This window comes from Bradyrhizobium sp. USDA 3311 (assembly GCF_054062495.1).
Genome location: NZ_JBSSFI010000001.1, coordinates 8,581,582 through 8,603,200, shown reverse-complemented (window position 1 = coordinate 8,603,200; position 21,619 = coordinate 8,581,582). Strand labels below are relative to the sequence as shown.

At 65.9% G+C, this 21,619-nt stretch carries 20 protein-coding genes and 1 tRNA gene; 13 read left to right on the top strand and 8 right to left on the bottom strand.

Going from position 1 to position 21,619, the window contains the following annotated elements; all coding sequences use genetic code 11:
- Positions 1-36: 36 nt before the first annotated feature.
- Both ACVWW6_RS40890 and ACVWW6_RS40885 read right to left on the bottom strand, forming a co-directional pair.
- Positions 37-112, bottom strand: a tRNA-Ile gene (locus tag ACVWW6_RS40890).
- Positions 113-457: 345 nt separating this feature from the next.
- A complete protein-coding gene (locus ACVWW6_RS40885; protein WP_456682761.1) occupies positions 458-1,432 on the bottom strand; it encodes a Bug family tripartite tricarboxylate transporter substrate binding protein in 975 nt (324 codons plus the stop codon).
- A 107-nt stretch (positions 1,433-1,539) separates the two neighbouring features.
- On the opposite strand from ACVWW6_RS40885, the gene ACVWW6_RS40880 reads away from it, so the two are divergent.
- Complete coding sequence (locus ACVWW6_RS40880) at positions 1,540-2,502, top strand: TAXI family TRAP transporter solute-binding subunit (protein WP_456682760.1); 963 nt, start codon at positions 1,540-1,542, stop codon at positions 2,500-2,502.
- 19 nt (positions 2,503-2,521) lie between these two features.
- On the opposite strand, the gene ACVWW6_RS40875 is transcribed toward ACVWW6_RS40880, so the two are convergent.
- From ACVWW6_RS40875 to ACVWW6_RS40865, 3 genes are all read right to left on the bottom strand, one after another.
- The gene (locus ACVWW6_RS40875; protein ID WP_456682759.1) at positions 2,522-3,751 is read right to left on the bottom strand and encodes an ABC transporter substrate-binding protein; all 1,230 of its coding nucleotides are present in this window, start codon (positions 3,749-3,751) and stop codon (positions 2,522-2,524) included.
- Positions 3,752-3,848: 97 nt separating this feature from the next.
- Complete coding sequence (locus ACVWW6_RS40870) at positions 3,849-4,742, bottom strand: substrate-binding domain-containing protein (RefSeq protein WP_456682758.1); 894 nt, start codon at positions 4,740-4,742, stop codon at positions 3,849-3,851.
- A complete protein-coding gene (locus tag ACVWW6_RS40865) occupies positions 4,720-5,064 on the bottom strand; it encodes a hypothetical protein (protein ID WP_456682757.1) in 345 nt (114 codons plus the stop codon). Before ACVWW6_RS40865 ends, ACVWW6_RS40870 begins: the two co-directional genes overlap by 23 nt.
- Between ACVWW6_RS40865 and ACVWW6_RS40860 the strand changes: the two genes are divergently transcribed.
- The 4 genes from ACVWW6_RS40860 to ACVWW6_RS40845 are packed head-to-tail and all read left to right on the top strand — an operon-like array spanning position 5,063 to position 9,341.
- The gene (locus ACVWW6_RS40860; RefSeq protein ID WP_456682756.1) at positions 5,063-5,896 is read left to right on the top strand and encodes a substrate-binding domain-containing protein; all 834 of its coding nucleotides are present in this window, start codon (positions 5,063-5,065) and stop codon (positions 5,894-5,896) included. The genes ACVWW6_RS40865 and ACVWW6_RS40860 overlap by 2 nt on opposite strands.
- A 54-nt stretch (positions 5,897-5,950) precedes the next feature.
- The gene (locus ACVWW6_RS40855; RefSeq protein ID WP_456682755.1) at positions 5,951-7,057 is read left to right on the top strand and encodes a molybdopterin-binding protein; all 1,107 of its coding nucleotides are present in this window, start codon (positions 5,951-5,953) and stop codon (positions 7,055-7,057) included.
- A 13-nt stretch (positions 7,058-7,070) separates the two neighbouring features.
- Positions 7,071-9,020 carry a molybdopterin biosynthesis protein gene (locus tag ACVWW6_RS40850; RefSeq protein WP_456682754.1) on the top strand — a complete coding sequence of 650 codons (1,950 nt, stop codon included), beginning with the start codon at positions 7,071-7,073 and terminating at the stop codon, positions 9,018-9,020.
- A 51-nt stretch (positions 9,021-9,071) separates the two neighbouring features.
- The gene (locus ACVWW6_RS40845; protein WP_271555339.1) at positions 9,072-9,341 is read left to right on the top strand and encodes an FAD-dependent monooxygenase; all 270 of its coding nucleotides are present in this window, start codon (positions 9,072-9,074) and stop codon (positions 9,339-9,341) included.
- Here ACVWW6_RS40845 and mobA read toward each other — a convergent pair.
- Both mobA and fdhD read right to left on the bottom strand, forming a co-directional pair.
- Positions 9,274-9,948 (bottom strand): molybdenum cofactor guanylyltransferase MobA, encoded by a 675-nt coding sequence (gene mobA, locus ACVWW6_RS40840; RefSeq protein WP_456682753.1) that lies wholly within the window; start codon positions 9,946-9,948, stop codon positions 9,274-9,276. The genes ACVWW6_RS40845 and mobA overlap by 68 nt on opposite strands.
- Positions 9,893-10,783 carry a formate dehydrogenase accessory sulfurtransferase FdhD gene (gene fdhD / locus ACVWW6_RS40835; RefSeq protein ID WP_028174264.1) on the bottom strand — a complete coding sequence of 297 codons (891 nt, stop codon included), beginning with the start codon at positions 10,781-10,783 and terminating at the stop codon, positions 9,893-9,895. Before fdhD ends, mobA begins: the two co-directional genes overlap by 56 nt.
- Positions 10,784-10,990: 207 nt before the next feature.
- On the opposite strand from fdhD, the gene mobB reads away from it, so the two are divergent.
- From mobB to ybaK, 8 genes are all read left to right on the top strand, one after another.
- A complete protein-coding gene (mobB, locus tag ACVWW6_RS40830; RefSeq protein WP_028174265.1) occupies positions 10,991-11,518 on the top strand; it encodes a molybdopterin-guanine dinucleotide biosynthesis protein B in 528 nt (175 codons plus the stop codon).
- Positions 11,519-11,527: 9 nt separating this feature from the next.
- The gene (locus tag ACVWW6_RS40825) at positions 11,528-12,784 is read left to right on the top strand and encodes a molybdopterin molybdotransferase MoeA (RefSeq protein ID WP_028174266.1); all 1,257 of its coding nucleotides are present in this window, start codon (positions 11,528-11,530) and stop codon (positions 12,782-12,784) included.
- 44 nt (positions 12,785-12,828) lie between these two features.
- Entirely contained in the window at positions 12,829-13,092 is a 264-nt protein-coding gene (locus ACVWW6_RS40820) for a sulfurtransferase TusA family protein (RefSeq protein WP_028174267.1), read from the top strand.
- A gap of 317 nt (positions 13,093-13,409) precedes the next feature.
- Positions 13,410-15,065 carry an OFA family MFS transporter gene (locus tag ACVWW6_RS40815; RefSeq protein ID WP_161536175.1) on the top strand — a complete coding sequence of 552 codons (1,656 nt, stop codon included), beginning with the start codon at positions 13,410-13,412 and terminating at the stop codon, positions 15,063-15,065.
- A gap of 92 nt (positions 15,066-15,157) precedes the next feature.
- Positions 15,158-15,439 carry a hypothetical protein gene (locus ACVWW6_RS40810; protein WP_456682752.1) on the top strand — a complete coding sequence of 94 codons (282 nt, stop codon included), beginning with the start codon at positions 15,158-15,160 and terminating at the stop codon, positions 15,437-15,439.
- A 154-nt stretch (positions 15,440-15,593) separates the two neighbouring features.
- Positions 15,594-17,297, top strand: coding sequence for an NADH-ubiquinone oxidoreductase-F iron-sulfur binding region domain-containing protein (locus tag ACVWW6_RS40805; protein WP_456682751.1), 1,704 nt, complete (start codon positions 15,594-15,596; stop codon positions 17,295-17,297).
- Positions 17,294-20,062 carry a formate dehydrogenase subunit alpha gene (fdhF, locus tag ACVWW6_RS40800; RefSeq protein ID WP_028174270.1) on the top strand — a complete coding sequence of 923 codons (2,769 nt, stop codon included), beginning with the start codon at positions 17,294-17,296 and terminating at the stop codon, positions 20,060-20,062. The genes ACVWW6_RS40805 and fdhF overlap by 4 nt, the downstream gene beginning before the upstream one ends.
- A gap of 236 nt (positions 20,063-20,298) precedes the next feature.
- Positions 20,299-20,772, top strand: a complete 474-nt coding sequence (gene ybaK, locus ACVWW6_RS40795; protein WP_011085106.1) for a Cys-tRNA(Pro) deacylase — start codon at positions 20,299-20,301, stop codon at positions 20,770-20,772.
- Between the two features lie 10 nt (positions 20,773-20,782).
- Here ybaK and ACVWW6_RS40790 read toward each other — a convergent pair whose 3' ends face one another.
- Positions 20,783-21,463, bottom strand: coding sequence for a GntR family transcriptional regulator (locus ACVWW6_RS40790; RefSeq protein WP_038966590.1), 681 nt, complete (start codon positions 21,461-21,463; stop codon positions 20,783-20,785).
- Between the last annotated feature and the right edge of the window lie 156 nt (positions 21,464-21,619).

The following is a 21,619-nucleotide window of genomic DNA, read 5'->3' as shown; positions in this document are numbered from 1 at the left end:
GGCTGCGCCACGCGTAGTCCGACGAAGGGCGAAGCGTGGTGGGCCCGGCAGGACTCGAACCTGCAACCAGACCGTTATGAGCGGCCGGCTCTAACCATTGAGCTACAGGCCCCGCCGCGAGACGGCCGCGGGACTACGCGGCCGGCAACGGTGCGCGGTTCGTTTACAAGGCTGGAGGCGAGGGTGCAATGCCGGCCCCGGTCGATGGAAACGCCGGCGCAGCAATGCCTGCGAGTTCTAAAATACCGAAATTGGCGATGATGCCCTTATAATCCTGTTTTGCCCGACGGGTCAAACCAGCCCCGCCTAGGCTCGTTTTCCTGGATTTTGTAACCCCTTGTGATCGCTTGATCTTTCTACTGTGCATGGGGTTGTTTTCGATGTTTCGATGGGAGGGCCTTCCTGGGGCCCCTCCAATGTCTTGCCGGCGAGCTGCAAGCTCGCCGCAGATCGTTGTCTAATCCACCGAAACCCCGGCGAACTCCACCACCTTGCGCCACTTCTCGGTCTCGTCCGCGACCAGCTTGCCGAACTCGGCTGGTGTCATCGGCTTGGGGATGCCGCCGGTCTCGGCGAGGCGGGCGACCAGCTTGGGGTCCTTCAGCGCTTCGCCGACGGCCTTGTTGAGGATCTCGACCACGTCGGGCGGCGTGCCCTTCGGCGCGGAGATGCCGTAGAAGCCGACCGATTCGAATCCCGGCACGGTCTCGGCGATCGCGGGCACGTCGGGCACGATCGGCCAACGCTGCGGCGAGGTCACGCCGAGCGCGCGGACATTGCCGCCCTTCGCCTGCTCCAGCGCGGACGGCAGATTGTCGAAGATCAGCTGCACCTTGTTGGAGATGATGTCGGGGAAGGCGATGGCCGAGCCGCGATAGGGCACGTGCACCATGTCGCACTTGGTCATCACCTTGAACAGCTCGGCCGACATGTGCACCGAGGTGCCGTTGCCGGACGAGGCAAAGGAGATCTTGCCGGGATTGGCCTTGCAGTAGTCGATGAACTCCTGAACCGTCTTCACCGGCATCGCGTTGGAGACCACCAGCATGTTGGTGAGCTGCATGATGCTCGCGACCGGCACGGTGTCGCGCAGGAAGTCGTAAGGCAGCTTCTTGTAGAGCGAGGTCGAGATCGCGTTGTTCGGCGCGACGAACAGCAGCGTGTAGCCGTCGGGGGCTGCGTTGATCGCGGCGGCGGCGGCGATGTTGCCGCCGGAGCCGGCGCGGTTCTCGACGATGAATTGCTGGCCGAGACGGTCCGACAACCACTGCGCCATGATCCGCGCCACGATGTCGACGGGGCCGCCGGCGGCAAAGCCGATCATCCAGTGCACGGGGCGGTCGGGATATGCGGCGGAGACGGGAGGTGCGGCGCTGAAAAGACTTGAGAGGAAAACCAGCCCGAAAACACTGTTACGCAAAATTCGCAACATGACGCCTCCCATTGCATTATTGTCGTTGGGCTGCATGCTTTCACAAAATCGGGCCGCTGCCTACATCGCCGCAAGTCGGTGTTGACGCAGGTCCGCCGGGAACGACCATGAGATTCGCGATCATCCTTCTCGCAGCAGTGCTGCTCTTAAGCCCCGCTGCTGCTCAAACCGGAGGCACGGCCATTCCGACCACGACACTCAGCCTCGGCACCGCAACGCCCGGCGGCGGCTTCCCGCTCTACGGCAACGCCTTCGCGGAGGTGATGAACGCGGCCGATCCGCAAATCACCATCGCCCCGCGCAACACCAAGGGCAGCAACGAGAACATTCCGCTGTTGGAGAAGGGCGAGCTCGATCTCGCGCTGGTCGCGGGCGAGCCGGCCTATGAAGCCTTCGCCGGCATCGGCCGCGCGCCAGTTCGGCTGAAGATCCTCACCGCGATCTATTCCAACCCCGGCATGTTCGTGGTGCGGGCGGACAGTCCGTACAAGACCATTCGCGATCTCGCTGGCCAGCCCGTTGCGTTCGGTGCCAAGGGCTCGGGCCTGCCGATCCTCGCGCGCTACGTGCTCGATGGCCTCGGGCTGAGGCAGGACGAGGATTTCAAGGCCGTCTATCTCGACCGCGCCGGCGACGGCCCCGCGATGGTCGAGGACGGACGCGTCGCAGCGCTGTGGGGCGCCGGCATCGGCTGGCCCGGCTTTGCCGCGGTCGCATCGAGCGCGTCAGGCGCGCGCTTCATCGCCCCGAGCGCGGAAGAGATCGCGCGCATTCGCGCCAAACATTCGTTCCTGAAGCCGATGATCGTGCCCGCCGGCAGCTACCCGAAGCAGGCCGAGCCGATCGCCTCGCTCGGTTCGTGGAGTTTTGTCCTCACGCGCGAGGATCTGCCCGACGATGTCGCCTACCGGCTGGCGAAGACGCTGCATGGCGTGGAGGCGACGTTCTGCAAGAAGCTCGCACAGGCCTGCGAGACGACCGCGGCGAACACCGTCGCGGCCGCGCCGAAGCCGGAGCTGATCCATCCGGGCGTGATGAAGTACTTCCGCGAGATCGGCGTGGTGAAATGACGATCGCTTTAAGCGATCGTCACTTCTTCACCATCGCACACGCCGGGTCCGGCGGCCCGAACGCCTTGTCGCCCGAGATGGTCGTGAGGATCTTGTAATAGTCCCACGGATATTTGCTCTCCTCCGGCGTCTTCACCTGCACCAACCAGAGATCGTGCACCATCAGATTGTCCTCGCGCAGCTTGCCGTTGCGGGCGAAGAAATCCTCGATCGGCTTTTCCCGCATCTTCGCGGCCACCTTCAGCGGATCGTCGGTGCCGGTCTCCTTGATGGCGTTGAGATAGTGCATCACGCTCGAATAGACGCCGGCCTGCCACATCGACGGCATCTTGTTCATCTTGGCGAAATAGCGCTTCGACCATTCGCGCGTCTTGTCGTCCATGTCCCAGTAGAACGAGGTGGTCAGCAACAGGCCTTGCGCCGCCTGCAGGCCGAGGCCGTGGATGTCGGTGATCAGCGCCAGCAGCGCCGCCATCTGCTGGCCGCCCTTGAACACGCCGAACTCCGAGCCGGTCTTGATCTCGTTCATGTTGTTCGGGGGGCCTGCCGCAATGCCGATGATCTTGGCCTTGGAGGCCTGCGCCTGCAGCACGAACGATGAGAGGTCGGGCGTTGCCAGCGGCGGCTTCACCGAGCCCAGCACCTTGCCGCCATTGGCGGTGACGACGCTGGAGGCATCGCGCTCCAGCGAATGGCCGAAGGCGTAGTCGTCGGTGATGAAGAACCAGCTGTCGCCGCCGCGCTTGACCACGGCATCCGCGGTGCCGACCGCGAGCGCGCGGGTGTCGAACACCCACTGGATCGCGTAAGGAGAGCAGAACTTGCCGTGGAAATCGGCGGTGCCGGTGGAGTGGGTGATGAACAGCCGCTTCTTCTCGTTGGCGATGTTCTGCACCGCGAGCCCGACCGCCGAGACCGGCACGTCGACGATCAGATCGACCTGGTCGACGTCGTACCAGCGCCGCGCGATGGCGCCGCCGATATCGGCCTTGAGCTGGTGGTCGCCGATCACGATGCTGATCGGCTTGCCGAGCACGGTGCCGCCGAAATCGTCGATCGCCATCTGCGCCGCCGTCACCGAGCCCTGGCCGGTCGGCGCGGAAGCGGGACCGTTCATGTCGGTGAGCACGCCGATCTTGACGACGTTGTCGGAAACCTGCGCCATTGCGGCGCCCGGCAGCAGGGCTGCCGCCAAGAACGTCGCTGCAAAGCCGGCTGCGACCGGCACTCCAAATCTTGCTGGATTCACGCTTGTCCTCCCCTGATCCGGCTCGTTGGCCGGTGTTGCCCGGGTATGCCCGGCTGAATTGGTTTCTTTTGCAACTATTTGGGGGCGGGCGTCAATGTCAGGCCGCGAAGCGGATCTGCCCCGCCGGCGAGGGGTCGTAGCCGGTCAGCTCCTCGGCGCGCTGGCGCAGCCTTCTTTCGCTCAGGAACCGGATCAGGGCCTGCATGGTGGGGCGGAAATAGCTGCGCTGCCGCATCGCCAGATCGAGATTTTCCCAGACCAGCGGCACGAAATCGAGGCCGGCCGAGCGCGCCGCCGCGCGTGTCGCCACCCCGCAATCGGCCTGGCCGGCGCGGACCATTTCGGCAAGATCGGGCCCGGTCAGGGCCGGCGTCTCCACCCGGCGCAAATCGCGGGTGGTGGCGTCGGCGCGCTTCAGGAGCACGTCGAGCAGCATCTGCGCGCCTGTGCCCTGTTGTCGCATCGCCATCCTGGCGCCGAGCGCGAGCACGTCGGCGAGACCGCGCAATCGCTTCGGATTGCCCGGCGGCAGCAGGAGACCCTGCTCGCGGCGCGCGAATGCGACCAGCAGCGCGTCATGCAGGTCCGGAGCGTCTCGCAGCGCCGTCACATTGGCGTCGGAGGCAAGATTGCCCGAGGCATCCAGGCTGTGGAAGTGCACTGCGACAGCCGTCACCTCGTCGCGCTGCAGGCGCTCGAGCCCGCGCGCGCTTCCCTCGCTCATCGATCCCAGGCCGGAGCCGGATTCGCGCAGGCTCCAGTCCAGGAGCTCGTCCTGGCTCCCGCCCACGACGGGTGGCGGCTCCGTGGCCAGCATGCCCGCAGGGCGCGCCAGTCCGGACAGCACCCAGAGATCGAGTTCGTGCCGCGGGAAGAGCCACTTCCCGGTCACCTTGCTACAGGGGATCGCGCCGGTGGTGACGAGTTCGTAGAGCTTGCGTTCGCCAAGTCGGAGATAGTCAGCGGCTTCACTGGTCGTCAGGAATTCCATCCTGCATTCCTATGCAAATTCTTGCTTCTTTTTGGACTTTCGTCGCAGGTGGAATTCTGCAGTTCATTTTCGGTCCGCGGGAACCATGCCCGATCATCTCGTTGCTTTGCAACACATCCGCAGGCGCCTCTTCCGCTTTGGTGAACGATCCTGAAGCGCTCACATGGTGCGGGCCTTGCTGTCGCGCGCGCGATGGCAATCGGCTGCCGCTCAGTGCATTGCCGGAATTTCCCGAATGGTAGCGCGCGAGGGGCAAATGCGTCACGAGCGCGGCGCAATCGATCCTCATGATCGTGGCCGTATCCAATGGGAACCAGCTCATGGCCTTTCGCCGCCTGTCCGTTGCACTCGCGCTTCTCTGCGGTTTGACCGCGGACATCGCAGCGTCGTTCGCGGAGGACCGCGCCATCGTCCTGGCCTCCACCACAGCGACACAGGATTCGGGCCTGCTCGATCATCTGCTGCCGATTTTCCGTGACAAGACCGGCATCGACGTGAGGGTGATCGCGCAGCGCGCCGACGAGGTGCTCAACGAGGCGCGCAAGGGCGATGCGGACGTCGTGCTGACGCATGCGCGGCCACAGGAGGAAAAGTTCGTCGCCGACGGTTTTGCCGTGAAGCGCTTTGACGTGATGTACAACGACTACGTGCTGATCGGGCCGAAGAGCGATCCTGCCGGCGTGAAGGGCAAGGACATCGCGACCGCACTCAAGGCGATCGAGGCCAAGGGCGCGCCGTTCGTGACGCGCGGCGATCGCTCCGGCACCCACGCCGCGGAGCTCGCGCTCTGGATCGTCGCCGGCATCGACATCGCCGCTGCCAAAGGCGCCTGGTACCGCGAGGCGAAGGAGGGCATGGGCGCCGCGCTAGAAGCTGCGCGTGCCGCAAATGCCTATGTGCTGTCGGACCGCGGCAGCTGGATCGCCTTCAGGGAGCGCGGCGATCTCGACATCATCGTCGAAGGCGACAAGCGGCTGCTCAACCAATACGGCGTGATGCTGGTCAACCCCGAGAAGTTTCCGAGCGTGAAGAAGGAGCTGGGGCAGACCTTCATCGACTGGCTGATCTCGCCGGACGGGCAGGCGGCGATCGCCGGCTACAGGGTCGACGGGCAGCAGCTGTTCTTTCCGAATGCGGACAAGTCGGCCGGCTGACATCTGCATCTCCGGCGGTTGCCAAACGCAGCGTTGCATGGTCCATCATGGCGCATGACCCAGCGCCTGCCGCCATCGCTGACGCCGCTCGACACCGCGCTTGCCGCATTGCTGCGAGACGTTGAACCGATCGCACCTGTTGCGTTGCCGCTGACTGAAGCGATCGGCTGTATCGCGGCGGACGCTCCGCTGCTTGCGGCCTATCCGCCGCATGACATTGCCGGCATGGACGGGTGGGCGTTGCGCGCCAATGATCTCGTCGGTGCGTCCGCCTATTCGCCGTCGCCGCTGGCGACGGCGCCGGCCTGGGTCGATGCCGGCGACGCGATGCCGGCGGGATGCGACTGTGTGCTCGATGCCGACGCCGTCGAGATGTCTGGACCGCTCGCGCAGGTGCTGGCGGAGGGCGTGCCGGGGCAGGGTGTCCGCCGCGCCGGAAGCGACATCGCCGTTCGCACGCTTGCCGGCACAGAAGGATATCCGGTCGGTCCGGCCGCGCTGATGCTCGCCGGCGTCGCGGCGGTGGACAGGCTGAGCGTGCGGCGGCCGCGGCTGCGCATCGTCAATGTGCCTGATACGACGACGACGGCGCATATGATTGCCGGGATCGCGCGCGCCGCGGGACTGGATGTGCAGGCGTTCGAGGCCGCCGCGCGCGATGACGCATCGATTGCGGATGCGCTCGATGCTTCCTCCTGCGACCTGCTGCTGATAGTCGGCGGCAGCGGCGTCGGCCGCCGCGATGCAGCTGTCACGGCGCTGGCCCGGCGCGGTGACGTGATCGCCCATGGCATTGCGCTTCAGCCCGGCCGCACCGCCGCGGTCGGGCGGCTCGAAAAAGTTCCCGTCGTTGCCTTGCCCGGCTCGCCGGATCATGCGCTCGCAGCCTGGCTCGCGCTCGTGCTTCCGCTCGTCGATCGTTTGTCGGCACGGCAGCTGCGCCGGCACGTGACACAGCCGCTCGCGCGCAAGATCGCATCCAGTGTCGGAATTACCGAAATCGCACTGCTGGCCGAGGAACATCATGCCTGGATGCCGCTTGCGGTGGGGGAGTGGCCGTTCCAGGCCATTGCCCGTGCGGATGCATGGCTGATCATTCCAGCCAGCCACGAGGGATTTGCAGCGGGCGCATCCGTCGATGCCTATCTGATGCGGGAGTGATATGGGTTCCGGCATGACGATGATCCCGCAATCGCAAGACCGCAGCGCGCTCGAACAGGAGCAGTTCCTCAAGATCCTCTCGCGCGAGGAGGCGATGGCGCGTTTCGAGGCGGCGCTGTTTCCCCGCGCGATTCCGAGCGAAACGCGCAAGCTTGCCGATGCACTCGGCACGGCGCTCGCCGAAGACGTCACCGCACCGATCGACGTCCCGCCGTTCGACCGTTCCAATGTCGACGGCTTTGCCGTCCGCTCCGCGGACCTCGCCGCGGCCGGCGAAGGTGCGCCTGTCCGCCTTGCGTTGAACGGCGAGACTATCCACTGCGGCACCGCACCGAGGATGCAAGTTGCCACGGGCACCGCAACGCCGATCGCCACCGGCGGCCCGCTGCCGCGCGGCGCCGACGCCGTCGTCATGGTCGAGCACACCCAGCCGGCCGGCCCGGATGCGGTCGATGTCCGCCGTGCCGCGTCTCCCGGGCAGTTCGTCTCTTATGCGGGCTCCGACATCGCACGCGGCGAAGCGCTGCTGCGCGCCGGCACGCTCGTCGGCTCACGCGAGATCGGCATGCTGGCGGCCTGCGGCATTGCCGAGGTGGCCGTCGCGCGCAAGCCGCGGGTCGCCGTGATCTCGACCGGCGACGAACTGGTTCAGCCCGGCGAGGTGCTCGCGCCCGCGGAGATCTACGACACCAACGGCGCGATCGTCGCGGCCGCGATCGACGAGAATGGCGGCGAGGCAATCTTCCTCGGCGCCATTCCCGACGACGAAGCGAAGCTCGAAGCGGCGATGCGCCGCGCGCTGGCGGACGCCGACATGCTGGTGCTCTCCGGCGGCACGTCGAAAGGCGCGGGCGACCTGTCCCACCGCATCATCAGCCGGCTCGGCCAGCCCGGCATCGTCGCGCATGGCGTGGCGCTCAAGCCCGGCAAGCCGCTGTGCCTCGCGGTCTGCGACGGCAAGCCGGTGGTGATCCTGCCGGGCTTTCCGACCTCGGCGATGTTCACCTTCCACGACATGATCGTGCCGGTGCTGCGCAGGATGGCCGGCCTGCCGCCGCGCTCCGATGCCAAGGTCAGCGCGACCGTGCCGGTGCGCATTGCCTCCGAGCTCGGCCGCACCGAATTCGTCATGGTCTCGCTGGTCGAGGGCAGGGGCGGCCTGATCGCCTATCCCTCCGGCAAGGGCTCCGGTGCGATCACCTCCTTCGCGCAGGCCGACGGCTTCCTGCGCATCGATGCGCTCGCCGATCAGATGCCCGCGGGGACCGAGGCCGAGGTGACGCTGTTCACGCCGCATGTGCGCGTGCCTGATCTCGTCATCGTCGGCAGCCATTGCACCGGCCTCGACCTCGTCACCGCACAGCTCGCGCATGCGGGCCTCACAGTGCGCTCGATCGCGGTCGGCAGCCTCGGCGGGCTTGCGGCGGCGAAACGGGGCGAGTGCGATCTCGCGCCGATCCATCTGTTCGACGACAGAAGCGAGACCTACAACACGCCTTACCTTGTCGAAGGGCTCGAGCTCGTGCCGGGCTGGCGGCGGATGCAGGGCATCGTGTTCCGCAAGGGCGACAAGCGCTTCGAGGGCCTCAGCGCAAAGGACGCCGTTGCCGCCGCGCTCACGGATCCCCCCTGCATCATGGTCAACCGCAACCAGGGCGCCGGCACGCGTATCCTGATCGACCGGCTGCTCGGCGGTGCGCGCCCCGAAGGCTATTGGAACCAGCCGCGCTCGCACAACGCCGTTGCCGCCGCCGTCGCGCAGCAACGCGCCGACTGGGGCATGACCATTGCGCCGGTCGCCCATGCGGTCGGCCTCGGTTTCATTCCGCTCGCGGAAGAGCATTATGACTTTGCGTTGGTGACGGCGCGCAAGCAGCGTCCGGCGGTACAGGCCTTTCTCGACGCACTCGGCTCGGGCGAGGCACGTACGGCACTGGAGCGAGCGGGCTTCCGGCCGGCGTAGACGATAGACGACGACGCGGCGTTCAAGCCGTGCGACAGGTTGGGGGACGCGATGGCAAGGCCGCTTTCGGTTGCGATCGTCGGTGCCGGCATGGGCGGGCTTGCGACCGCCGCGGCGCTCCGGCGCGTCGGCATCAATGTGATGGTCTACGAGCAGGCCTCCCAATTCGCCCGCATTGGCGCCGGCATCCAGATCGGCTGCAATGCCATGAAGGTGTTGCGCGCGCTGGGGCCGGAGGCGCGGATGCGCGAGGCTAAGCCGCGTCATCCAGCGCCGCGAGCCGCTCGGCCTCGGCGATGTCCTCGACCGTATTGGCGTTGAAGAACGGATCGAGCGGCTCGGCTGGCCACGTCACCGTCGCGAGCGGATAGCGTGCGGTCCAGCGGTCGATCTTGCGCAGGTCCTCGACGACGAGGGCGTGGCGCAATTCGTCGCGCAAGGTAACGCGCCACAGCCCGATCACCGGATGCGTCTGGTCGCCCGATGCGGCGACCGCGAGCTGCGCGCTCTCCCGCTCACGGGCTTCATGCAGGCGCGCGACGAGATCGCGCGGCAGGAACGGGCAGTCGCCGGCGGCACTGAGCACCCATTCGATCTCCGGCCGGTTCGCCGCGGTCCAGTCGAGCGCGGCGAGGATGCCGGCGAGCGGGCCGGGAAAGCCGGGCACGTCGTCGGCGATCACCTGCAAACCGAACGCGGCGAAGCGGGCGGGATCGCCGTTCGCATTGAGGATCAGCCCGCTGCACTGGGGCGAAAGGCGTGCGATCACGCGCTCCAGGATGGTGCGTCCGCCGATGGTGCGCATCGGCTTGTCGCCGCCGCCCATGCGTCGCGCGAGACCGCCGGCGAGCAGCACGCCTTGCGTCGGAATTCTAGTCGTCACCACCTTCACCCTTGCGCTTGTGCTTGGCCGACTCCTCCTCGACATAAGCAAGGTTCTGGTCGTAGACGATGCGTTCCTCGCCAGCGAGCGCGATGAAGCGCTTGCCGCGGGTGCGGCCGATCAGCGTCAGGCCCACCTGTCTTGCGAGATCGACGCCCCAGGCGGTGAAGCCGGAGCGCGACACCAGGATCGGAATGCCCATGCGTACCGTCTTGATCACCATCTCCGAGGTGAGACGTCCCGTGGTGTAGAGGATCTTGTCGCCGGCATCGACGCCGTGGCGGTACATCCAGCCCGCGATCTTGTCCACGGCGTTGTGGCGGCCGACGTCCTCGGTGTAGCAGAGCGGCTCGCCCTCCTTGCACAGTACGCAGCCATGGATCGCACCGGCCTCCAGATACAGCGAGGGCATGGTGTTGATGGTCTGCGTCATCTGGTAGAGCCATGAGGTGCGCAGCTCCGCCTTTGGCAGCGCGACGCTCTCGACCGCTTCCAGCAGATCGCCGAAGGCGGTGCCCTGCGCGCAGCCCGAGGTTTGCGTGCGCTTCTTCAGCTTGGCCTCGAAATTGGTGTGATGCGAGGTGCGCACGACCACGACCTGGAGGTCGTCGTCGTATTCGACCTCGGTCACCGCGTCATTATATTTCAGCATGTTCTGGTTGAGCAGATAGCCCAGCGCCAGATATTCCGGATAGTCGCCGATCGTCATCATGGTGACGATCTCCTGGGAATTCAGGTAGAGCGTCAGCGGCCGCTCCATCGGCACCTTGATCTCGACCCTGGCGCCGGTCTGGTCGGTCCCGGTCACGCTCTGGGTCAGGCGCGGGTCATCCGGATTGGGGACGATCAGGGGCACCGGCGCTTTGTCGATCTTCATCATGGCCACGACGTTAGCATGACATTCGGGTCAAGCCGATATAAGCATGCTGGCGGAAAGCGAAAATGCTGCCTCGCCGTCATTGCGCGCGGCGAAGCAATCCAGAACTATACCGCGGTGGCAGTCTGGATTGCTTCGCTACGCTCGCAATGACGGGGAGAGGCCGGCGGTTCCACCGGCAGGCGCGTCGTTGGCGGAGACGGATCGGTTATGAAAGTCATCGGCCTTGCAGGCTGGAGCGGTGCGGGCAAGACCACGCTGTTGACGCGGCTGATCCCGTATTTCAGCGCGCAAGGCCTGCGCGTCTCCGTCATCAAGCATGCGCATCACCAGTTCGACGTCGACGTGCCCGGCAAGGATTCCTGGCGCCATCGCGAGGCGGGCGCGGCAGAGGTGCTGGTTGCCTCGTCAAATCGCTGGGCTCTGATGCACGAGTTGCGCGGCGCGGCGGAGCCGCGGCTGCCGGAACTCCTGAGCAAGCTTTCCGCGGTCGATCTCGTCGTGGTCGAGGGTTTCAAGCGCGAGCCGCACCGCAAGATCGAGGTCCATCGTGCCGGCAACGGCAAACCGTTGCTGTTTCCCGACGATCCCGGAATTGCCGGGATCGCGACCGACGCTGCGATTGACACCCGGCTGCCGACCGTCCATCTCGACGATATCCCGGCCGCGGCGTCGCTGCTGTTGCGTGTGGCGATGCCGGTCGAGGAAGCGGTCGCGAAAAGCGCTGCTATGCGCTGACGAGGCACCATGGCGCAACTGTCTGACGATTGCTTTGCCTTTGGCGGACCGATGATGTCGGTCGACGAGGCCGTTGGCCTGATCACGACGCGCGTCAACGCGATTGCCGATCTCGAAACCGTGGCGCTGGTCGATGCGGACGGGCGCGTGCTGGCCCGAGACATCGCCGCGCCCCTGCCGCTGCCACCCTTCACCAACTCCGCCGTCGACGGCTATGCCGTGCGCGACGCCGATCTCCCGGACAGCGCGGAACGGGCGCTGCCGCTCGATGGCCGCATCCAGGCCGGCGGCCTTGCTCACGCGCCGATCAGGCCCGGCCACACCGCGCGCATCTTCACGGGTGCGCCGATGCCGCCGGATGCCGGGACCGTCTTCATGCAGGAGGATGTCCGCACCGATGACGCCGCCAGGATCGTGCTGCCGCCGGGGCTGAAGCCGGGCGCAAACGTCCGGCCCGCGGGCGAGGACATCCCTCAAGGGCACGTCGCGCTGCGCGCCGGCCAGCGCTTGCTGCCGCAGCACGTCGCGCTCGCCGCGGCGTTCGGCCTGACGCGGGTCGACGTCGTCAGGCGCATCCGCGTTGCGGTGTTCTCGACCGGTGACGAGCTGGCGTCGCCGGGCGAGCCGCGCGCCGCCTCGCAGCTGTTCGACTCCAACCGCTTCATGCTGATGGCGATGCTGCGCCGGCTCGGCTGCGAGGTCAGCGATCTCGGCATCCTGCGTGACGAGCGGACTTCCCTCGCGAATGGCTTGAAGCAGGTTGCAGGCAGCCACGACCTGATCCTCACCACCGGCGGCGTCTCGACCGGCGAGGAGGACCACGTCAAGGCGGCGGTCGAGAGCATCGGCTCGCTGGTGCTGTGGCGGATGGCGATCAAGCCCGGCCGGCCCGTGGCAATGGGCATCATCGGCGGCACGCCGCTGATCGGCCTGCCCGGCAATCCCGTCGCGAGCTTCGTCACCTTCGTCCATGTGGTGCGGCCGACGGTGCTGGCGCTGATGGGTGGTTTGCCGGAGCCGCTGTTGCCGATCCCGGTGCGCGCGGCGTTCACCTACAAGAAGAAGATCGGCCGCCGCGAATATGTTCGTGTCTCGTTGCGGCGGGGAGAGGATGGCGCGCTGGAGGCAATCAAGTTCCCGCGCGAAGGCGCCGGGCTGTTGTCGTCGCTGGTCGAGACCGACGGCCTCGTCGAGCTCGGCGAGGACATCACGCGTGTCGAGCCAGGGCAGGGCGTGGGGTTCCTGTCCTATGCCGATCTGCTCTGACCGGTTGCGTTGACGCCATTGATCGGTCCCGCCATGTTGCGCCCATGACCAGAACCACGCTCGATCTCACCGGACTGAAATGCCCGCTGCCCGCCCTGAAGACACGCAAGGCGCTCAAACCGTTGCAGCCGGGCGATCAGCTCGAGGTGTACTGCACCGATCCGCTGTCGGTGATCGACATTCCGAATCTGATTCGCGAGACCGGCGACACGGTGGAGATCACCGAGCGCAACGACGCGCGCATCGTGTTCTTGATAGAAAAGGCAAATGGTCCGATAGGCAACACCAATGGTGCGCTGCGTTCCTGACGCGTTACCGCGTTGATACCGACCTTTTGTCTATCGACATCGATCATGGCTTCTGCCCAAATTGACTTTCTCCGTGCGGGCGCGGAGGTTGAGTGTTGTCTGCGATACGCGGATCAACGGGCCAAACACGAAGCCTGCACGTGGTATCGGGCATAGAGCCCCGCTCGAGGGGTTAACTTTTCGGAGGTGCGTGACCGATCCTGGCGCGCGCCGGATGATGATGCGGGGCAGCGGGGACAGCTGGCTGCACCGTGAATGGCTGAGGATCAGGATCTTAGCGGCAGGCTGCTCAGAAGGGCGGCTTAGGGGAGGACTGTATGTCTACTATTGAGAGCGCTGGAACGATATCGGGCGCTGGCTCTGGCTTTCTTGATCGTGAGCGGACGATTGCGACCGCCGGCTTCAATCGCTGGCTGGTGCCGCCTGCGGCGCTGTGCATCCATTTGTGCATCGGCATGGCCTACGGCTTCTCGGTGTTCTGGCTGCCACTGTCGCGCGCGATCGGGTTGAACGCGCCGAAGGCGTGCCCCGACATCTCGCTGTTCCAGGAGTTGTTCTCCACCACCTGCGACTGGAAAGTCGCGAGCCTGGGCTGGATGTACACGCTGTTCTTCGTGCTGCTCGGCGTTTCGGCCGCGATCTGGGGCGGCTGGCTCGAGCGGGTCGGTCCGCGCAAGGCCGGCTTCGTTGCCGCGTTGTGCTGGTGCGGCGGCCTGTTTCTCGGCGCGATCGGCATCTACACCCACCAACTCTGGTTGATGTGGCTGGGCTCGGGCGTGATCGGCGGCATCGGTCTCGGCCTTGGCTATATCTCACCGGTGTCGACGCTGGTGAAGTGGTTCCCCGACCGCCGCGGCATGGCGACCGGCATGGCCATCATGGGCTTCGGCGGCGGCGCCATGATCGGCGCGCCGCTGGCGAACCTCTTGATGAACTACTTCAAGACCCCGACTTCGGTCGGCGTCTGGGAGACCTTCGTCGCGATGGGCGTCATCTACTTCGTGTTCATGATGATCGGCGCGTTCCGTTATCGCTTGCCGCCGCCCGGCTGGCAGCCCGAAGGCTGGACCCCGCCGTCCAAGGCCAACGCGATGATCTCGAAGAACAACGTTCATCTCAATGACGCACACAAGACGCCGCAGTTCTGGCTGATCTGGTGGGTGCTCTGCCTGAACGTGTCGGCGGGTATCGGCGTGATCGGCATGGCCTCGCCCATGCTGCAGGAGATCTTCGCCGGCAAGCTGATCGGCCTGCCGGACGTCGGCTTCAACGCGCTCGATGCCGGGCAGAAGGCGCAGATCGCCGCGATCGCCGCGGGCTTCGCCGGATTGCTGTCGCTGTTCAACATCGGCGGCCGCTTCTTCTGGGCATCGCTGTCGGACAAGATCGGACGCAAGAACACCTACTACACCTTCTTCATCCTCGGCATCGTGCTCTATGCACTGGCGCCGACCTTTGCGGCGATGGGCTCGAAGCTGCTCTTCGTGCTCGGCTTCGGCATCATCCTGTCGATGTATGGCGGGGGCTTTGCGACCGTGCCGGCCTATCTCGCCGACATGTTCGGCACGCAGTTCGTGGGCGCCATCCACGGCCGGCTGCTGACGGCATGGTCCACCGCGGGCATCATCGGCCCCGTCGTGGTCAACTACATCCGCGAGTTCCAGCTCGCGGCGGGCGTGCCGCGCGATCAGCTCTACAACACCACCATGTACATCCTGTGCGCGATGCTGATCGCGGGCCTGATCTGCAACTACCTGATCAAGCCGGTCGATCCGAAGTGGCACATGAAGGAGGCCGATGTCGCCAAGTTGCAGGCGGCGAGCGCCAGCGCCGCCGCAGCCGGGCCGCACGGCTCCTACGGCATCGGGTTTGGCGGGCTTGACGCCAAGGCGGCGCTGTTCTGGGCCTTCGTCGGCATTCCCCTGCTCTGGGGTGTGTGGAAGACGCTGGAGAGCGCGGTCAAGATATTCTGATCGCCATCAAGACAGCCGCGGGATGCTCATCATCGGTGTCCCGCGGCGTTCGCCTTTCAGACATCATCAAGACTGGTACTTAGGGGATTTAAATGCTTCGCACCCGAATTTGCCTTGCGGCCGTGTTGCTGGTCGCCGGCCTTCATGCAGCGTCCGCGCAAACCGCGGCGGCGCCTGCCACCACGGCACCGGCCGCGACGACGGAGGCCAAGCCGGGCAAGATCAAGCCCACCATGCAGAAGCTGAAGGACATGAAGGCGAAGTGGTCCGCCAACAAGCCGAAGCTCAAGGCCTGCCGCGCCGACGTGAAGTCCAAGGGCCTCGCCGGCGACGATCGCTGGTTCTACATCGAGGAGTGCATGAACAAGACCTGAGGTCGGGTTCCACCAACAGTTCGAGGCAAGGGGCGTGGGGCTTGTTGGCCCCGTGCCCCTTAAATGCTTATCGGAATGGATGAATTCTCTTGGCATCTGGTATGCCAACGGCTAGACTTGGACGTGTTTTAAAGAAGGTTTACGAGACTCATCGATGAGCCATGACGTGCACGAGGTCCGCTCGTTCGAACATCCGGGCGAGGGGCGGAAGCGAGCCAAGGCCACGCCCAAGGGGCGGCAGGTCGATCCCACCGCCGCACACGAGATCGAGCAGCTGCTCGGCGATCGCCCGCGGCGGCGCGACCTCCTGATCGAATATCTCCACCTGATCCAGGACAAATATCACCAGATCTCGGCGGCGCATCTTGCGGCCCTCGCCGACGAGATGAAGCTCGCCTTCGCCGAGGTGTTCGAGACCGCGACCTTCTACGCGCATTTCGACATCGTGAAGGAAGGTGAGCCTGATATCGCGCCGCTGACGATCCGCGTCTGCGATTCGTTGACCTGTGAGATGCTCGGCGGTGGGCAGCTGTTGCAGGATCTCCAGCGCAGCGCCGGTCCCGGCATTCGCGTCGTACGCGCCCCCTGTGTCGGATTGTGCGACGCGGCCCCGGTCGCGGAAGTCGGCCATCATTTCGTGCATCAGGCTACGGCCGCCGAGGTGCTGGCCACGGCAGCGCGCGGCGACGTTCACGCGCACATTCCTGCTTATGTCGACTACGACGCCTATGTGAAGGACGGCGGATACAAGCTGCTGGAGCGGCTGCGCTCCGGGGCGGTCAGCAAGGACGATATCCTCAGGCTTCTCGAGGATTCCAGCCTGCGTGGTCTCGGCGGCGCGGGCTTCCCGACGGGACGCAAATGGCGCGCGGTGCTTGGCGAGCCCGGCCCGCGGCTGATGGCGGTCAACGGCGACGAGGGCGAGCCGGGCACCTTCAAGGACCGCGTCTACCTCAACAACGACCCGCACCGCTTCCTCGAGGGCACCCTGATCGGTGCGCATATCGTTGAGGCGTCCGACGTCTACATCTACATCCGCGACGAATATCCGGCCGCACGCGAGATCCTGGAGCGCGAGATCGCAAAGCTGTCGCCGGGCGGCCCGACGCTGCATATGCGCCGCGGCGCCGGCGCCTATATCTGCGGCGAGGAATCTTCGCTGCTCGAGAGCATCGAGGGCAAGCGCGGCCTGCCCCGGCACAAGCCGCCTTATCCGTTCCAGGTCGGCCTGTTCGGCCTGCCGACGCTGATCAACAACGTCGAGACGCTGTGGTGGGTGCGCGACATCGTCGAGAAGGGCGCCGACTGGTGGAAGGGCCACGGCCGCCACGAACGTCATGGCCTGCGTAGCTTCTCGGTCTCCGGCCGCGTGAAGAATCCCGGCATGAAGCTCGCGCCATCAGGCATCACCGTGCGCGAGCTGATCGACGAATATTGCGGCGGCATGGCCGACGGCCACACCTTCTACGCCTACCTGCCGGGCGGCGCGTCCGGCGGCATCCTGCCGGCGTCGATGGACGACATCCCGCTCGATTTCGGCACGCTGGAGAAATACGGCTGCTTCATCGGCTCGGCCGCGATCGTGATCCTGTCGCAGAAGGACAGCGTGCGAGCAGCGGCCCTGAACCTGATGAAATTCTTCGAGGACGAGAGCTGCGGCCAGTGCACGCCGTGCCGCGTTGGAACCCAGAAGGCGGCGCTGCTGATGCAGAAGCCGGTCTGGAACCGCGCGTTGCTGGAAGAATTGAGCCAGGCGATGCGCGATGCCTCGATCTGCGGGCTCGGACAGGCGGCATCGAATCCGCTTACCACCGTGATCAAATATTTCCCTGACGAGTTCAAGGAAGCGGCCGAATGACGAAGATTACGTTCGAGCTCGACGGTAAGCAGGTCGAGGCCAGTCCCGGCGAGACCATCTGGCAAGTCGCAAAACGCCAGGGCCGCGAGATCCCGCATCTCTGCTACTCGCCGGCGCCCGACTATCGTCCCGACGGCAATTGCCGCGCCTGCATGGTCGAGATCGAGGGCGAGCGCGTGCTGGCTGCCTCGTGCAAGCGCACGCCGTCGGTCGGCATGAAGGTGAAGACCGAGTCCGCGCGTGCGGTTTCCGCGCAGAAGATGGTGATGGAGCTGCTCGTCGCCGACCAGCCGGCGCGCGAAACCTCGCACGATCCGGACTCGAAGTTCTGGCACTGGGCCGAGACCACCGGCGTCACCGAGAGCCGCTTTCCCGCCGCCGAGCGCTGGGCGACCGACGCGAGCCATCCGGCGATGCGCGTCAATCTCGATGCCTGCATCCAGTGCGGCCTGTGCGTGCGCGCCTGCCGCGAGGTCCAGGTCAACGACGTCATCGGCATGGCCTACCGCAGCCATGGCTCGAAGATCGTGTTCGACTTCGACGATCCCATGGGCGAGTCCACCTGCGTTGCCTGCGGCGAATGCGTGCAGGCCTGCCCAACCGGCGCGTTGATGCCGGCCGTGATGCTCGACGAGAACCAGACCCGCGTGACTTATGCGGACAAGAAGGTGGATTCGCTCTGCCCGTTCTGCGGCGTCGGCTGTCAGGTCACCTACGAGGTCAAGGACGAGAAGGTGATCTATGCCGAGGGCCGTGATGGCCCCGCCAATCACAACCGTCTCTGTGTGAAGGGCCGCTTCGGCTTCGACTACATCCACCATCCGCACCGCCTGACCAAGCCGCTGGTGCGGCTGCCTAATGCGAAGAAGGATGCCAACGACCAGGTCGATCCGGCCAATCCCTTCACCCATTTCCGCGAAGCGAGCTGGGAAGAGGCGCTCGACATCGCCGCCAAGGGGCTCGTCAAGATCCGCGACACGAACGGCGCGAAGGCGCTCGCCGGCTTCGGCTCGGCCAAGGGCTCGAACGAAGAGGCCTATCTGTTCCAGAAGCTGGTGCGCACCGGTTTCGGCTCCAACAATGTCGACCACTGCACCCGGCTGTGCCACGCCTCGTCGGTGGCGGCGCTGTTCGAAGGTCTCAGCTCGGGCGCCGTGTCGGCGCCGTTCTCCGCGGCGATGGACGCCGAGGTCATCATCGTGATCGGCGCCAACCCGACCGTGAACCATCCGGTCGCCGCGACCTTCATCAAGAACGCGGTCAAGCAGAACGGCGCCAAGCTGTTCGTGATGGACCCGCGCCGGCAGACGCTGTCGCGCCATGCGACCAAGCATCTGCAGTTCAAGCCCGGCTCCGACGTCGCCATGCTGAACGCGATGATCAACACGATCATCACTGAAGGCCTGACCGACGACCAGTACATCGCCGGCTACACCGAGGGTTTTGAGGACCTCAAGGAGAAGATCAAGGAATTCACGCCGGAGAAGATGGAGGCGATCTGCGGCGTCCCGGCGCAAACGCTGCGCGAGGTTGCACGCACCTATGCGCGGGCAAAATCGTCGATCATCTTCTGGGGCATGGGCATCAGCCAGCACGTCCACGGCACCGACAATGCGCGCTGCCTGATCGCGCTCGCGCTGATCACCGGCCAGGTCGGCCGCCCCGGCACCGGCCTGCATCCGCTGCGCGGCCAGAACAACGTGCAGGGCGCCTCCGATGCCGGCCTGATCCCGATGTTCCTGCCGGATTACCAGCCGGTCGGCCGCGACGACTTGCGCGGGGCCTTCGAGAAGCTGTGGCAGCAGGATCTCGATCCCGTGCGCGGCCTCACGGTGGTCGAGATCATGAACGCGATCCATGCCGGCGAGATCAAGGGCATGTATATCGAGGGCGAAAACCCCGCGATGTCGGACCCCGATCTCCAGCACGCACGCCACGCGCTCGCCATGCTCGACCATCTCGTGGTGCAGGATCTCTTCGTCACCGAGACCGCGTTCCACGCCGACGTCATCCTGCCGGCCTCGGCCTTCGCCGAGAAGGAGGGCTCCTTCACCAACACCGACCGCCGCGTGCAGCTCGCGCGACAGGTGATCAAGCCGCCGGGCGATGCGCGGCAGGATCTCTGGATCATCCAGGAGATCGGCAAGCGCATGGGCCTGCCGTGGAATTATGCCGGCGCCGGCGATGTCTACACCGAGATGGCAGAGCTCATGCCGTCGCTCAAGAACATCAGCTGGGAACGGCTGGTGCGCGAAGGTGCCGTCACCTATCCGGCGGACGATCCGAACAAGCCGGGCAACGAAATCATCTTCACCACGGGCTTCCCGACCGCGAGCGGCCGCGGCAAGATCGTGCCGGCGAAGGTCATCCCGCCGGATGAATTGCCCGACGCCGAATATCCGATGGTGCTCTCGACCGGCCGTGTGCTGGAGCATTGGCACACCGGCTCGATGACCCGCCGCGCCCAGGTGCTCGACCAGATCGAGCCGGAGGCGGTCGCCTTCATGAGCCCGAAGGACATGCACAAGAAGCAGCTCGCGCCTGGCGATTTCATTCGCCTGGAGACCCGCCGCGGCGCCGTCGAGGTCAAGGTCCGCTCCGACCGCGACGTTCCGGAGAACATGGTGTTCATGCCATTCTGCTACGCGGAGGCGGCGGCGAACCTCCTGACCAACCCGGCGCTCGATCCGTTCGGCAAGATCCCGGAATTCAAGTTCTGCGCGGCCAGAGCCGAACGCGTGGAGATGCGCGACGCTGCGGAGTAAGGGCGGCGCTCGTTGGGCGGCGCGATATCCGCCAAACACTCCGATGTCGTCCTGGCGAAAGCCAGGACCCATACCGCGGAATCTATCGAGCGCGGACGGTGGCAATACCCAACGACAAGTCTTCGCCAAACCGCTCCCTGGGGTAATGGGTCCTGGCTTTCGCCAGGACGACCCGGGGAGAGTTTGCGCCGTACTCGTCGCTTCGCTCCCAGCAATGACGGTGGTAAATGTGACCCATGTCCAAAGTCACTCCCGCCACACGCGCGCTCGCGGCCGCCGATGTAGCCTTCACCGTCCACGCTTACGACTATGATCCCGATGCGGAGAGCATCGGGCTCCAGGCGGCGTCGGCCCTCGGTGAGAATCCGGCGCGCGTGTTGAAGACGCTGATGGCGCTCGTCGACGGCAAGCCGGTCTGCGTGATCGTTCCGTCCGACCAGGAGGTCTCGATGAAGAAGCTCGCCGCCGCCGTGAGCGGAAAGTCGGCGCAGATGATGAAGCCGCTGGAGGCGGAGCGCGTCACTGGCTTCAAGGTCGGCGGCATCAGCCCGTTCGGGCAGCGCAAGCCCGTGCGCACGGTGATCGAGCAGAGCGCGCTCGCGCATGACTACGTCTATCTCAATGGCGGCCAGCGCGGCTTGCAGGTGCGGCTCAAGCCCGCCGACGTCCGGGATGTCTCGAAGGCGGTCGCCGCGGATGTGCTGGCGTGAGCGCAGCGCTCTACTGCTTCTGCAACAATTTGAGCCGGCAGCGCAGCGCCTCGCGGATGTGTGCGCGCGCCAGCTGTTCGGCCCTGTCGCCGTCGCGTGCGGCGATGGCGTCGATGATGGCCTGGTGCTCGCCGTGGCTGGTCGTGGGGCGTCCCGTCACCGTGAAGGTGGTCGGGCCGAGCAGGGCGATCCAGTCCTGCAGTTCGCGGGAGGCGTTGTCGAGATAGCGGTTGCGCGCGGCGCGGCAGATCGCCTCGTGGAAGGCGCGGTTGAGCCGCGCCATCTCGATCGCGTCGGTCGCGGACGCCTCGACGAAGGTCTGCTCGATGTCCCGGAGCGCGTCGATTTCGGTCGCCGAGGCGTGCTCGGCGGCGAGGCGCGCGGCGGCGCCTTCCATGATCTCGCGCATGGCGTAGAGCTCGAGCACCTCGGAGATATCGAGGTTGCGGACGATCAGGCCGCGGCCGCCGGCGGGCTCGACGAAGCCGCGCGCCGCGAGGCGGCCCAGCGCTTCGCGAACCGGCGTGCGACTGACCTTCAGCCGCTGCGCCACTTCCTCCTCGCGCAGGCGATCGCCCGCGCGGTAGCTGCCGGCCTGGAGCGCCTCGCAGAGTGAGCGGAACACCGCTTCGCCCAGCGCGACGCCCGCGCCGCGCGCGATCGATCCTGCCTTTGCCGGGCGTCTCGACATGCATCCTCGAAGCAAAAAGCGCATCCTGCCCATGCAGAGATGCGGCTTGCGCAGCTTCTGTATATCTTTGTATACAAAAGTACGCAATGGCAGACCGGTTGACCGAGGCCGCCGGCGGGCAGAATGTCTCCAACTTCGTCGCATCGGGCAGACGGC